General features: G+C 60.0%; 9 protein-coding genes. 3 read left to right on the forward strand and 6 right to left on the reverse strand.

Annotated features, from left to right (window positions below; all coding sequences use genetic code 11):
* Nucleotides 1-10: 10 nt before the first annotated feature.
* Together eutS and maeB are read right to left on the reverse strand one after the other, a co-directional pair.
* Complete coding sequence (gene eutS / locus FHW76_RS04315) at nucleotides 11-346, reverse strand: ethanolamine utilization microcompartment protein EutS (RefSeq protein ID WP_002913729.1); 336 nt, start codon at nucleotides 344-346, stop codon at nucleotides 11-13.
* Between the two features lie 218 nt (nucleotides 347-564).
* Entirely contained in the window at nucleotides 565-2844 is a 2280-nt protein-coding gene (maeB, locus tag FHW76_RS04320) for an NADP-dependent oxaloacetate-decarboxylating malate dehydrogenase (protein WP_008803844.1), read from the reverse strand.
* Nucleotides 2845-3138: 294 nt separating this feature from the next.
* On the opposite strand from maeB, the gene tal reads away from it, so the two are divergent.
* Together tal and tkt are read left to right on the forward strand one after the other, a co-directional pair.
* The gene (gene tal / locus FHW76_RS04325) at nucleotides 3139-4095 is read left to right on the forward strand and encodes a transaldolase (protein ID WP_008803843.1); all 957 of its coding nucleotides are present in this window, start codon (nucleotides 3139-3141) and stop codon (nucleotides 4093-4095) included.
* Between the two features lie 16 nt (nucleotides 4096-4111).
* Nucleotides 4112-6106 carry a transketolase gene (tkt, locus tag FHW76_RS04330; RefSeq protein ID WP_008803842.1) on the forward strand — a complete coding sequence of 665 codons (1995 nt, stop codon included), beginning with the start codon at nucleotides 4112-4114 and terminating at the stop codon, nucleotides 6104-6106.
* Here tkt and FHW76_RS04335 read toward each other — a convergent pair.
* From FHW76_RS04335 to aegA, 3 genes are all read right to left on the reverse strand, one after another.
* Nucleotides 6096-7142, reverse strand: a complete 1047-nt coding sequence (locus FHW76_RS04335) for a DUF1176 domain-containing protein (RefSeq protein WP_023298057.1) — start codon at nucleotides 7140-7142, stop codon at nucleotides 6096-6098. The two genes, tkt and FHW76_RS04335, sit on opposite strands and share 11 nt — an antisense overlap.
* A 63-nt stretch (nucleotides 7143-7205) precedes the next feature.
* Nucleotides 7206-7802, reverse strand: a complete 597-nt coding sequence (gene nudK, locus FHW76_RS04340) for a GDP-mannose pyrophosphatase NudK (protein ID WP_002913754.1) — start codon at nucleotides 7800-7802, stop codon at nucleotides 7206-7208.
* A gap of 58 nt (nucleotides 7803-7860) precedes the next feature.
* On the reverse strand, nucleotides 7861-9843 hold the full coding sequence (aegA, locus tag FHW76_RS04345) for a formate-dependent uric acid utilization protein AegA (RefSeq protein ID WP_060876286.1): 1983 nt from the start codon (nucleotides 9841-9843) through the stop codon (nucleotides 7861-7863).
* 372 nt (nucleotides 9844-10215) lie between these two features.
* Between aegA and acrD the strand changes: the two genes are divergently transcribed.
* Nucleotides 10216-13329: a multidrug efflux RND transporter permease AcrD gene (gene acrD, locus FHW76_RS04350; RefSeq protein ID WP_008803839.1), complete on the forward strand. Its 3114-nt coding sequence runs from the start codon at nucleotides 10216-10218 to the stop codon at nucleotides 13327-13329.
* Between the two features lie 127 nt (nucleotides 13330-13456).
* On the opposite strand, the gene ypfM is transcribed toward acrD, so the two are convergent.
* A complete protein-coding gene (gene ypfM, locus FHW76_RS04355) occupies nucleotides 13457-13516 on the reverse strand; it encodes a protein YpfM (protein ID WP_100181659.1) in 60 nt (19 codons plus the stop codon).
* Nucleotides 13517-13666: the final 150 nt, after the last annotated feature.

Genomic DNA, 13666 nt, shown 5'->3' on the forward strand with positions numbered 1-13666 from the left:
TCGCTCTCAATTAACTTTTCGTTAATTCGCACAAGGTATAATTTAATAAGCGGCCTAACCCGCCGATGGTCTGCAGGAGCGCCTCCTCCACCGCGCCGACCGAACCGTAGATCACCAGCGCGCCGCTAAACCGGTCGAGAAAACCGATGTGCACATCGGCGGCCTTCATCGCCAGATCGCCAGCGATCATCGCTGTTTCCCCCGGTGTCAGCGTCATAATGCCGATCGCGCCGGATTCGGGTACGCCGATCTTTTTCGCCAGCTCCGCTCCCGGGTGGGCAATCAGATGCGCCAGTGTGACCTGTTTGCCTGGTACGAATTCCTGAATAATGCGTTCTTTATCCATGACTGATTGCCCCCCTGAAATCTGTCCTCATGGTGACGGTATTTCAGCGCGGCAAATAACAAATTTCGGCAAGTGGGGTTAAAAGGTGAAGTGGATCACTCAGGAGAGAAAATAATAATGCGGCGGAATTAAAAAGGCAGGCTCAGCGTTTTTACTCGCCGGCCTGCCTGATATTGTGCGCGGAAAACTCTCCGCGCGTTAATGGGAAAAAAACGAGATTACAGCGGTTCGGTTTGCGCTTCGACAACCGCCAGCGCCACCATATTCACAATGCGGCGTACGGAGGCGATCGGCGTCAGAATATGCACCGGCTTCGCCACCCCCATCAGCACTGGCCCGACGGTCACCCCTTCCGAACTGGAGACACGCAGCAGGTTATAGCTGATCCGGGCGGCTTCCATATTCGGCATCACCAGAATATTGGCCGATCCCTTCAGCGGGCTGTCCGGCATGCGATCGTTGCGGATGCTTTCCACCAGCGCGGCGTCGCCATGCATTTCGCCATCGATCATCAGCTCCGGGGCGCTCGCCTTCACCAGTTCAAGGGTTTTGCGCATCTTGCTGGCTGACGGGCAGTCGGCGGAACCAAAGTTGGAGTGCGACAGCAATGCCACCCGCGGCTCAATACCGAAGCGACGCACGCTTTCCGCCGCCATCAGGGTGATCTCCGCCAGCTCTTCCGGGGAGGGATCGTGATTGACATAGGTGTCGGCGATAAAGGTGTTGCCGCTCGGCAGCAGCAGCGCATTCATCGCCCCGGCGGTGCTGACGCCGTCGCGATAGCCAAACAGCGGCTGCACCACGCGGTAGTGGTCGTGGTACTCGCCGATAGTCCCGCAGATCATCGCATCCGCTTCACCGCGATGAACCATGATGGCGCCAATCACCGTGGTGTTGCTAATCACCGCCCGCTGCGCCTGCTCCTGGGTAATGCCGCGGCGCTTCATCAGCTGGTAGTACTCGCTCCAGTACTCTTTAAACCGCGGGTCGGATTCATTATTGACGATCTCAAAGTCAACGCCGGCCTTGATCTGCAGACCCAGCTTCTGGATGCGCATTTCAATCACGCTAGGGCGCCCCACCAGAATCGGTTTGGCCAGCCCCAGCGACACCAGCTCCTGAGTGGCGTGCAGCACCCGGGTCTCCTCCCCTTCCGCCAACACCACGCGCTTCGGCTCTTTGCGCGCCTGAGAGAAGATAGGCTTCATAAACAGGTTGGTTTTATAGACGAACTCGCTCAGCTTCTCGATATAGGCGTCAAAATCAGCGATGGGGCGCGTTGCCACGCCGGAATCCATTGCCGCCTTCGCCACCGCAGGGGCGATTTTGACGATCAGCCGCGGGTCGAACGGTTTCGGAATGATGTAGTCCGGACCAAAGCTTAAATCCTGATCGCCATAGGCGGAGGCCACCACTTCGCTCTGCTCAGCATGGGCCAGCTCGGCAATGGCGTGCACCGCCGCCAGCTTCATCTCTTCGTTGATCGCCGTCGCGCCGACGTCCAGCGCGCCGCGGAAGATGAACGGGAAGCAGAGCACATTGTTGACCTGGTTAGGGTAGTCGGAGCGACCGGTACAGATGATGGCGTCATCGCGGACCTGCTTCGCCAGCGGCGGCAGAATTTCCGGCTCCGGGTTGGCCAGGGCAAGGATCAGCGGCGCGCGCGCCATCTTCTTCACCATCTCCGGAGTCAGCACTTTCGGGCCAGAGCAGCCGAGGAAAATGTCGGCGCCGTCGATCACATCATCAAGCGTACGTTTGCCGTCGTCTTCCACTGCGTAGGCGGCTTTGGTTTCCGCCATGTTCGGTTCACGGTCTTTATAGATGACGCCTTTCGAATCGCAGACCACGATGTTGTGCTTTTGCATCCCCAGCGCCACCAGCAGGTTCATGCAGGCGATCGCCGCCGCGCCCGCGCCGGAGACCACCATCCGCACGTCGGACAGATTCTTCTCGACGACGCGCAGACCGTTGAGGATCGCCGCGGTGCTGATGATCGCCGTGCCATGCTGATCGTCATGGAAAACCGGAATATTCATCCGCTCGCGCAGCTGCTGCTCGATGTAGAAACACTCCGGCGCTTTAATATCTTCCAGGTTGATACCGCCGAAGGTCGGCTCGAGGGCGGCGACGACGTTAATGAATTTGTCCGGATCCAGCTCATCGACTTCGATATCAAACACATCGATGCCGGCGAATTTCTTAAACAGGACGCCTTTGCCCTCCATCACCGGCTTGCCGGCCAGCGCGCCGATATTCCCCAGCCCCAGCACCGCGGTGCCGTTGGAGACGACCGCCACCAGGTTGCCGCGGGCAGTGTATTTGTAGGCGGCCAGCGGATCTTTTTCGATTTCCAGACAGGGGGCCGCGACGCCCGGCGAGTAGGCCAGCGCCAAATCGCGCTGGGTGGCGAGAGGTTTGGTCGGCGAGACCTGGATTTTTCCGGGAACCGGAAATTCGTGGAAGTCGAGGGCGCTCTGTTTTAACTGCTCATCCATTTTCTATTCCTTTCTTTCACGTATCGTTCGTAGGGGAAAAGCGTGATGACCATCCTGTCGTTCACCTTTCAGTGGCAGACAGTATCCCTCCTGGCGGGGCGATAAACTTTGAACACCGCCAAACTCTGGCCATCGCTATGATCTGGTTGTTATCAATTTATAGCGGTTATGTTACCCGGATTCGCCGCCAATAATAGCCCCGTCTGCTATGCTTTTTGGTTATGTACCTCATCACTATTTATACCGCATACCGGCAAGCACTCATGTAACACCTTGTTCCAGGAGGACTTATCTATGAATCAGCTAGACAGCATCAAGCAGTTCACCACCGTGGTCGCCGACAGCGGCGACATCGAATCCATTCGCCACTATCATCCGGAAGATGCCACCACTAACCCCTCCCTGCTGCTGAAGGCCGCCGGCCTGGCGTCCTATAGCGGACTCATTGACGACGCCATCGCCTGGGCGAAAAAGCAAGGAGGCGGCCGTGAAGCGCAGGTGACTCACGCCTGCGATAAGCTGGCGGTCAATTTTGGCGCGGAGATCCTCAAAAGCATTCCGGGCCGGGTCTCCACCGAGGTGGACGCCCGGCTCTCCTTCAACCGGGAGAAGAGCATCGAGAAGGCGCGCCATCTGGTGGCGCTGTATCAGGAGATGGGCATTGATAAGTCGCGGATCCTGATCAAACTGGCATCCACCTGGGAGGGGATCCGCGCCGCCGAGACGCTGGAAAAAGAAGGCATCCACTGCAACCTGACGCTGCTGTTTTCCTTCGCCCAGGCCCGGGCCTGCGCCGAAGCCGGGGTCTATCTGATCTCCCCTTTCGTCGGGCGTATTTATGACTGGTATCAGGCGCGTAAGCCGCTGGATCCTTACGTGGTGGAGGAAGATCCGGGGGTGAAATCGGTGCGCAATATCTATGACTACTTCAAACAGCATAAATACACCACCATCGTGATGGGCGCCAGCTTCCGCCGCACCGAACAGATCCTCGCCCTGGTCGGCTGCGACCGGCTGACCATCGCCCCGCCATTGTTAAAAGAGCTGCAGGCCAGCGACGCCCCGGTGGTGCGCAAACTGATCCCTGCCAGCCAGATCCTGCCGCGCCCGGTGCCGCTCAGCGAGGCGGAGTTCCGCTGGGAACATAATCAGGACCCGATGGCGGTCGAAAAGCTGGCGGAGGGGATCCGCCTGTTCGCCGTCGATCAGCGCAAACTGGAAGATCTGCTTGCCGCCAAACTGTCACTTTAGTCTCACGGAGAAAACTATGTCCCGAAGAGAGCTTGCCAACGCCATCCGCGCCCTGAGTATGGACGCGGTGCAGAAAGCCAATTCCGGCCACCCCGGTGCGCCAATGGGGATGGCAGACATTGCCGAAGTGCTGTGGAACGATTTTCTCAAGCACAATCCGCAGAACCCTGGCTGGGTGGACCGCGACCGCTTTATTCTGTCCAACGGCCACGCGTCGATGCTGCTCTACAGCCTGTTGCACCTGACCGGCTACGATCTGCCGCTGTCAGAACTCAAGCAGTTCCGTCAGTTGCACTCAAAAACGCCGGGCCACCCGGAGCATGGCTATACCCCCGGGGTGGAGACCACCACCGGCCCGCTGGGCCAGGGGCTGGCGAACGCCGTCGGCATGGCCATCGCCGAACGCACCCTGGCGGCACAGTTTAACCGCCCCGGTCATGAGATTATCGACCATCACACCTGGGTTTTCATGGGCGATGGCTGCCTAATGGAGGGGATCTCCCATGAGGCCTGTTCGCTGGCCGGTACGCTCGGACTGGGTAAGCTGATCGGTTTTTACGATCACAACGGCATCTCCATCGACGGCAAAACCGAAGGCTGGTTTTCCGATGATACGGCCGAACGCTTCCGCGCCTATCACTGGCATGTGATCGGTGACATTGATGGTCACGATCCGCAGGCCATTAAACAGGCCATTGCGGAAGCGCAGGCGGTGAAAGATAAGCCGTCGCTGATTATCTGTCGGACCATCATCGGCTTCGGTTCGCCCAACAAAGCGGGGTCGGAAGAGTCTCACGGCGCGGCGCTGGGCGAAAAAGAGGTGGCCCTGGCCCGCCAGCAGCTGGGCTGGAAATATCCGCCCTTTGAGATCCCGAAAGAGATCTATCAGGGCTGGGATGCGCGTCCGCGCGGCGAAAAAGCCGAGCACGCCTGGAACGAGAAATTCGCCGCCTACCAGCAGCAGTTTCCGGAGCTGGCCGCTGAGCTGACTCGCCGCATGGATGGCACCCTGCCGGAAGACTTTGCCGCGACCGCCCGCGACTACGTGGCGAAACTGCAGGCCGAGCCGGCGAAAATCGCCAGCCGCAAGGCCTCGCAAAACGCGCTGAACGCCTACGGCCCGCATCTCCCGGAACTGCTGGGCGGTTCGGCGGATCTTGCGCCGAGTAACCTGACCATCTGGTCTGGCTCGACATCGATTAAAGACGATCCTGCGGGCAACTATATCCACTACGGCGTGCGCGAATTTGGCATGACCGCGGTGGCCAACGGCATCGCCCTGCACGGGGGCTTCATTCCGTATACCTCGACCTTCCTGATGTTTGTGGAATACGCCCGCAACGCCGCGCGCATGGCGGCCCTGATGAAGGCCCGGCAGATCATGGTCTATACCCATGACTCCATCGGTCTCGGGGAAGATGGCCCGACGCACCAGGCGGTGGAACAGCTGGCCAGTCTGCGACTGACGCCCAACTTCAGCACCTGGCGCCCCTGCGACCAGGTGGAGACCGCCGTCGCCTGGCAGGCGGCCATTGCGCGCCAGAACGGACCAACGGCGCTGATCCTGTCGCGGCAAAACCTGGCGCAGATGCCGCGCACCCCGGAACAGGTGCAGGCTATTGCCCGGGGAGGCTACGTGCTGAAAGATGCCGGCGGGAAGCCCGACCTGATCCTCATCGCCACCGGCTCGGAAGTGGAGATCACTGTGCTGGCCGCAGAAAAACTGTTGGCGAACGGGGTGAATGTGCGGGTCGTCTCGCTCCCTTCCACCGATGTGTTTGATGCCCAGGATGAGGCCTGGCGCGAGTCGGTGCTGCCGTCGGACGTCAGCGCCCGGGTGGCGGTCGAGGCCGGGATAGCGGACTACTGGTATAAATATGTCGGCTTAAAAGGCAAGATCGTCGGCATGACCGGCTATGGCGAATCCGCCCCGGCAGAGCAGCTGTTTCCGTTCTTTGGCTTTACGGTCGACCATATCGTCGCCACCGCGGAGCAGGTGCTTAACGGGTGATCCACAGCGTGGGCCAGGCGTCTGGCCCCTGCCAGTTATCACACGTCGGCTGCTGCGCGTAGCGGGAGAGACTGAACCGCTGGCCGTCAAAACGCCAGCGGGTCTGGATCCCGCAATCGCCGGCCTCGCGGCCTTTATCCAGGGTCACCAGCTCATGGCGGCGATCATCGTAGCTGGCGTTGATAAGCTCGATCTCCCGCGGTGCCTCGCCCGGTGGCTGAAACGGCAGCGTCAGCCGCACCTGACGGGCGACATAGGGCCGCTGGCGGGAGACCAGCCAGGCCAGCCAGACGGTGTTGTACGCGCCGGATTCGCAGCTGGTCATCAGCAGCACTTTGTCATCCGTCAGCGCAGTAACGCGAATTTCACGGCGGAAGGGATCGAGGGAGCAGTTGCTGTTGGTCATCCGCTCATTACCGTAGTCCATCAGATCGTTGAGCTCCTCACGCCCCAGCGGCGACTGCGCTGTTTCCGCGGTCGCCACTGCGCGCAGCGCCGGGGCCGGCGGTACGCTGAGCGGCGGCTCTTCCCCTTTGCCGACCCAGGCCGTTTCACTGCCTACCCGCTTTTGCCGATCGTCGATAAAAAACAGAGCCGCTTTCAACCCCTGCAGGGAGATGCTCTGCAGGCCATTGGCCAGCGAGAGAGCTTTCCCCTCCTGAACCTGCTGGAGAAATGCATCGATCGTCACGCTGTCGGCGGTTTTAATGAGCTTATCTTCAATGTGCCAGCGCTTGTCGGTCAGGGACAACGGCTTGCCATCCAGCAGCAGGCGCGGCGCTATTGGCGCGAGCGTCGCCACCGGATTGCCGGTGCCACCCAGTTCGATACGCAGGTTGGCGTCAGTCACCGCCCCGGCGCTGCGGCTGAGGGTCATCACCAGCCCATAATGCAGCCCCACGTTACGGGTGACGCAGAAATTTTGGTTGTTACAGGTGACCTGCCAGTCGTTGAAGCGCTGCTGCGTCGGTGCCGACCATGCCTGCGAGCAAGGCAGCACCGCCAGAAAGAGGAAATAAATGATGCGAAAAAGCATGAACCGCCCGACCCCAGATAAACCCGACCACGGCGCCTATCCTGGACAACGGCAGCTGCTTACTCAATCGGATTTGTCAGAGTTCCCCGACATCAGGCCGGAGGTTTGCAGATACTGCAGCAGAATGACCGCCTTACCGTCGCGGATCTCACCGTCAGCGACCATCTGCAGCGCCTGGCTAAAAGGCAGCTCCAGCACCTCGATGGCTTCATCATCCACCCCGCCGCCGCTGGTGGTTCGCTGCGCGTCGCTGTACTCGGCGATAAAGAAATGCACCACTTCGGTGACGCCCCCTGGCGACATAAACAGCTCAAACAGCTTACGCACCTCGCCCACTTCGTAGCCGGTCTCTTCCACCGCCTCTTTACGAATGCAGGCTTCCGGCTCGTCGTTGTCCAGCAGCCCGGCGCAGGTTTCAATCAGCATGCCGTCATGATTGCCATTGACCCAGGTGGCGACCCGGAACTGCCGCACCAGGACCACCGTCTGCTTATGGCGGTTATACAGCAGTACGGTGGCGCCATTGCCGCGATCGTAGACTTCGCGCTTATGGCGCACGACGCTGCCGTCCGCCCGCGTTAGCTCATAAGTCATGTTGCGTAGTACGAACCAGTTCTCAGAGAGGATTTTATCTTTAATGACGTGAATATTGAGTGACATACCGACCCCACAGCGTAAAAGGACGCCCTCATACTACGCTGCGGGGCCGGGTTTGTCGTCAGTGAAGCGGCGTCGTTTTCAGCGCCAGATAGTCCAAAATCCCCTGCGCCGCGTGACGGCCTTCCGCCATCGCCGTCACTACAAGGTCTGCGCCGCGCACGGCATCGCCGCCGGCAAAGATCTTCTCCTGACTGGTCTGGTAACGGTAACGGCTCTCGACGCCGGCTTTGATGCGCCCCTGGCTGTCCAGCGCCACGCCCGCCGCTTCCAGCCAGGGCATGCGGTGCGGGTGGAAGCCAAAGGCCATGATCACCGCATCCGCCGGCATAACAAACTCACTGCCGGGGATCGGCGTCGGGCGGCGTCTTCCTCCCGCGTCCGGGGCGCCCAGCTCGGTGCGCAAAAAGCGTACCCCGTTCACTCGCCCGCTTTCGTCCAGCTCCAGGGTCACCGGCTGGACGTTAAACTCAAAGACCGCCCCCTCTTCGCGGGCGTTTTTGACCTCTTTTTTCGAGCCCGGCATGTTGGCTTCATCCCGCCGATAGGCGCAGGTCACCTGGCGGGCGCCGTGACGCAGCGCGGTGCGCACGCAGTCCATCGCTGTATCGCCGCCGCCCAGCACGACGACGTTCAGCCCGGCAGTGTTGATATAAGGCTCCTGAGCCGATGCCGCCAGCCCCATCACCTGTTTGGTGTTGGCAATGAGGAACGGCAGCGCATCGTAAACGCCGGGGGCCTCTTCGTTCGGCAGCCCCGCCTTCATGGAGCGATAAGTTCCGGCGCCGACGAACACCGCGTCATAGTCGGCCAGCAGCGTCGCCATGGGGATATCTTTCCCCACCTCGCAATTGAGCTCAAAGCGGGTACCCATCTCGCTGAAAATGGCCCGCCGCCGGGCCAGCAGCGATTTATCCAGCTTGAACGCCGGGATGCCGAAGGTCAGCAGACCGCCAATCTCCGGATGACGGTCAAAAACCACCGGCTGGACGCCGTGACGCACCAGCACATCGGCGCAGGCCAGCCCGGCCGGCCCGGCGCCGATAATCGCCACCCGCTTACCGCTCGGCTTAACCTGCGAGAGGTCCGGACGCCAGCCGCTGGCCAGCGCCTGGTCGGAAATATAGCGCTCAATGTTGCCGATGGTGACTGCGCCGCTTTCATCGCGCAGGGTGCAGGCACCTTCACACAGCCGGTCCTGGGGGCAGACGCGACCGGTGATCTCCGGCAGGCAGTTGGTCTGATGGGAAAGCGCGACCGCGGCGGCGATATCCCCCGCCTTAACCAGCTCGACCCACTGCGGGATATGGTTATGCAGCGGGCAGGTCCATTCGCAAATACTGTGTTCCCCACACGTGAGGCAGCGGGCGGCCTGCTGCTGCGCCTGCGCCGGGGTGAAAGGCTGATAGATCTCCTCAAAGTGGCTCTTACGCGCCTCCGCCGCCAGCTTATCCGGCTCCCCGCGCGGCGGCGTCATCGCCATTTGCCTGACCTTCGCGCCAACATTGGGCTGGCTGCAGGTCGCCGTACCGCGCTGCCACGGCTGCACCTCCTGGCATGCCGAGCGCAGTCGCCGCTGCTTCGCCAGCGCGGTCAACGTCTCATCGTCGGCGAGGGTCAGTGCCTGCGCGGGACAGTTTTCCACACAGGCCGGTCCCGCCTCGCGGCCCTGGCACAGATCGCATTTCTGCGCGCTGGCCTTTACCAGGCCCGCAGCCTGCGGCGTCACCACCACCTGCATCACCCCGAACGGGCAGGCCACCATGCAGGATTTACAGCCAATGCATTTCTCCTGACTGACCTGAACGCTGTCGCCGGACTGGGCAATGGCGTCGTTGGGGCAACTGCGGACGCAGGGGGCGTCTTCACAGTGGCGGCAGGTGATAGCGTTACGCTGGCCCGCCGCTTTGATGACGGTGATACGAGGTAAAAAGCGCTGCGGGGTCAGCACGTGTTGCTCCTCGTTATGCGCCATTACGCAGGCCACTTCGCAGGCCTGGCAGCCGATACATTTTCGACTATCGCTCAAAATAAAGTGGTTCATGGCTTCCTTTTGTCTTCTTGGTGAATAACCCCTCAATGCGCATGTCTATTTATTACCCGACAAGACGGCGCCGGAACAATGTTCAAATGCCCAGGATAAACTTTTTCTGGAGAGAATCCGTTTTGGATCAATTTTTTTGACTTAAATGAAATGAGGTTTCACACCGGCAAGAGATAATGCGCCTGTCTGAGGCTGCAAAGCAGGCTCACTGCCTGCTGGCAGGAAAGTTCGAGGTTTCTTTACGATACGGCAAAAGCAACATGATAAATTACACTATCTCCTTAATTTCTCCACGATTGCCGGAGGCGCTGGCGCTAAAGTGGCACAGGCTGTGCAATAACAAAAAAATGTGCATATGAGGTCTTTATTCTGATGGCGAATTTCTTTATCGATCGCCCCATTTTTGCGTGGGTGCTGGCAATCCTGTTATGTCTGACGGGCACCCTTGCCATTTTGTCGCTTCCCGTTGAACAGTATCCCGACCTCGCCCCGCCGAACGTGCGGATCACCGCCAACTATCCCGGCGCCTCCGCGCAAACCCTGGAGAATACCGTCACCCAGGTTATCGAACAGAATATGACCGGCCTCGATAACCTGATGTATATGTCATCCCAGAGCAGCGCCACTGGCCAGGCGACGATCACCCTCAGCTTCACCGCCGGTACCGACCCGGACGAAGCCGTGCAGCAGGTTCAGAACCAGCTGCAGTCGGCGATGCGTAAACTGCCGCAGGCGGTGCAAAACCAGGGGGTGACGGTGCGCAAAACCGGCGACACCAATATCCTGACCCTCGCCTTCGTCTCCACCGACGGCAGCATGGATAAACAAGATATTGCCGACTACGTCGCCAGTAACATTCAGGACCCGCTCAGCCGCGTCAACGGCGTGGGGGATATCGACGCCTACGGCTCGCAATACTCAATGCGCATCTGGCTCGACCCGGCGAAGCTCAATAGCTACCAGCTGACCACCAAGGATGTGACCGACGCCATCAGTTCGCAGAACGCCCAGATTGCCGTCGGCCAGCTTGGCGGGACGCCTTCGGTCGATAAGCAGGCGCTGAACGCCACCATCAACTCGCAATCTCTGCTGCAAACCCCGGAGCAGTTCCGCAATATCACCCTGCGCGTCAATCAGGATGGTTCAGAGGTGACGCTGGGCGATGTCGCCACCGTCGAGATGGGGGCGGAGAAGTACGACTACCTCAGCCGCTACAACCGGCAGGCCGCTTCGGGCCTGGGAATTAAGCTTGCTTCCGGCGCCAACGAAATGGCCACGGCGGAGCGCGTGATCAATCGCCTCAATGAGCTGTCGCAGTATTTTCCTCACGGTCTGGAATATAAAGTCGCCTACGAGACGACCTCCTTCGTAAAGGCCTCCATCACTGATGTGGTCAAAACGCTGCTGGAGGCGATCCTGCTGGTCTTCCTCGTGATGTATCTGTTCCTGCAGAACTTCCGCGCCACCCTGATCCCGACCATCGCCGTGCCGGTGGTGCTGATGGGCACCTTTGCGGTGCTGTATGCCTGTGGCTACAGCATCAACACCCTGACGATGTTCGCGATGGTGCTGGCGATCGGCCTGCTGGTGGATGACGCCATCGTGGTAGTGGAGAACGTCGAGCGCATCATGAGCGAGGAGGGCCTGTCGCCCCGCGAGGCGACCCGCAAATCGATGGGGCAAATTCAAGGCGCACTGGTGGGGATCGCCATGGTGCTGTCGGCGGTGTTTGTGCCAATGGCCTTCTTCGGCGGCACCACCGGGGCCATCTATCGCCAGTTCTCAATCACTATCGTCGCGGCGATGGTCCTCTCGGTGCTGGTGGCCATGATCCTCACTCCGGCCCTTTGCGCCACGCTGCTCAAGCCGGTTAAGCCAGGTGAATCCCATGAAAGAAAAGGCTTCTTCGGCTGGTTCAACCGCACCTTCAACCGCAGCGCCAGCCGCTACGAAACCTTTGTCGGCAAAATTCTTCACCGCTCGCTGCGCTGGATGCTGATCTACGTCGTCCTGCTCGGCGGGATGGTGTTCCTGTTCCTGCATCTGCCCACCTCGTTCCTGCCGCTGGAAGATCGCGGGATGTTCACCACCTCGGTCCAGTTGCCGAGCGGCGCTACTCAGCAGCAGACGCTGAAAGTAGTGCAAAAAGCGGAAGATTACTTCCTCAATAATGAGAAGCAGAACGTCGAATCGGTATTTGCCACCGTCGGTTCCGGCCCCGGCGGCAACGGGCAGAACGTGGCCCGCATGTTTGTGCGTCTCAAAGACTGGGACCAGCGCGACCCGGAAACCGGCTCCTCCTTTGCCATTATTGAACGCGCCACCAAAGCGTTTAATCAGATCAACGAAGCGCGGGTCATCGCCAGCAGCCCGCCGGCCATCAGCGGCCTCGGCAGTTCGGCAGGCTTCGATATGGAGCTTGAGGATCACGCCGGTAAGGGGCACGATGCGCTGATGGCGGCACGCGATACGCTGCTTGAGCTGGCCGGCAAAAACCCACTGTTGACCCGGGTCCGCCATAACGGGCTCGACGACAGTCCGCAGCTGCAGGTCGATATCGATCAGCGTAAAGCGCAGGCGCTGGGCGTCTCCATTGACGACATCAACGATACGCTGCAAACCGCGTGGGGGTCGAGCTACGTCAACGACTTTATGGATCGCGGCCGGGTGAAGAAAGTCTACGTCCAGGCAGCGGCGAAATACCGGATGCTGCCAGACGATATCAATCTCTGGTATGTCCGCAACAGCAGCGGCACGATGGTGCCGTTCTCGGCCTTCGCCACCTCACGCTGGGAGACCGGCTCGCCGCGGCTGGAACGCTACAATGGCTACTCGGCGGTGGAGATCGTTGGTGAGGCGGCGCCGGGTATCAGTACCGGCACCGCGATGGACATGATGGAGAAGCTGGCCGCGCAGTTGCCAACCGGCTTTGGCCTCGAATGGACCGCCATGTCCTACCAGGAACGCCTCTCTGGCGCTCAGGCGCCGGCACTGTACGCGATTTCGCTGCTGGTGGTGTTCCTGTGCCTGGCGGCGCTGTACGAGAGCTGGTCGGTGCCGTTCTCGGTGATGCTGGTGGTCCCGCTCGGGGTGATTGGCGCCCTGCTGGCGACCTGGGTGCGCGGCCTGGAGAATGATGTTTACTTCCAGGTGGGCCTGTTAACGGTGATCGGCCTGTCGGCGAAAAACGCCATTCTGATCGTTGAGTTCGCCAACGAGCTGAACGAGAAAGGCCAGGATCTGCTCAGCGCCACGCTGTCGGCCTGCCGTCAGCGCCTGCGCCCCATCCTGATGACCTCGCTGGCGTTTATCTTCGGCGTGCTGCCGATGGCGACCAGCACCGGGGCCGGTTCCGGCAGCCAGCATGCGGTCGGTACCGGGGTGATGGGCGGGATGATCTCCGCCACCGTGCTGGCCATCTTTTTCGTGCCGCTGTTCTTTGTGCTGGTACGTCGCCGCTTTCCGCTGAAGGAGCGTCCGCAATAAGCCGTCGGGCGTTGGCGGCGAGCCTTAATAACAGAAAAGGCGACCCTTAAGGTCGCCTTCTTTATGTGTTCAGAACCATGACGCGCTTATTTACTTCGCGTTATTCCCCTGCTCACATTGCGGAAATTTATTTACGAAGCATGCCTTCAATAAAATCTTTCCAGTTCCCCAGTTCATGTTCAATCATAATAGCCTCTCTTATTATTATGGTCGATTCTATATAACTTCATTGCTGATGGGAAGTTGGGCTCCCCTATTGCTCTGATTGTCTTGTGGACGTCTGACAGAGATAAAACCTCTGGTTGCCGCCACTATGCCGTTTCGTATGTAAAAATTA

This window comes from Klebsiella sp. RC2 (assembly GCF_014192815.1).
Lineage (GTDB): Bacteria > Pseudomonadota > Gammaproteobacteria > Enterobacterales > Enterobacteriaceae > Klebsiella > Klebsiella variicola.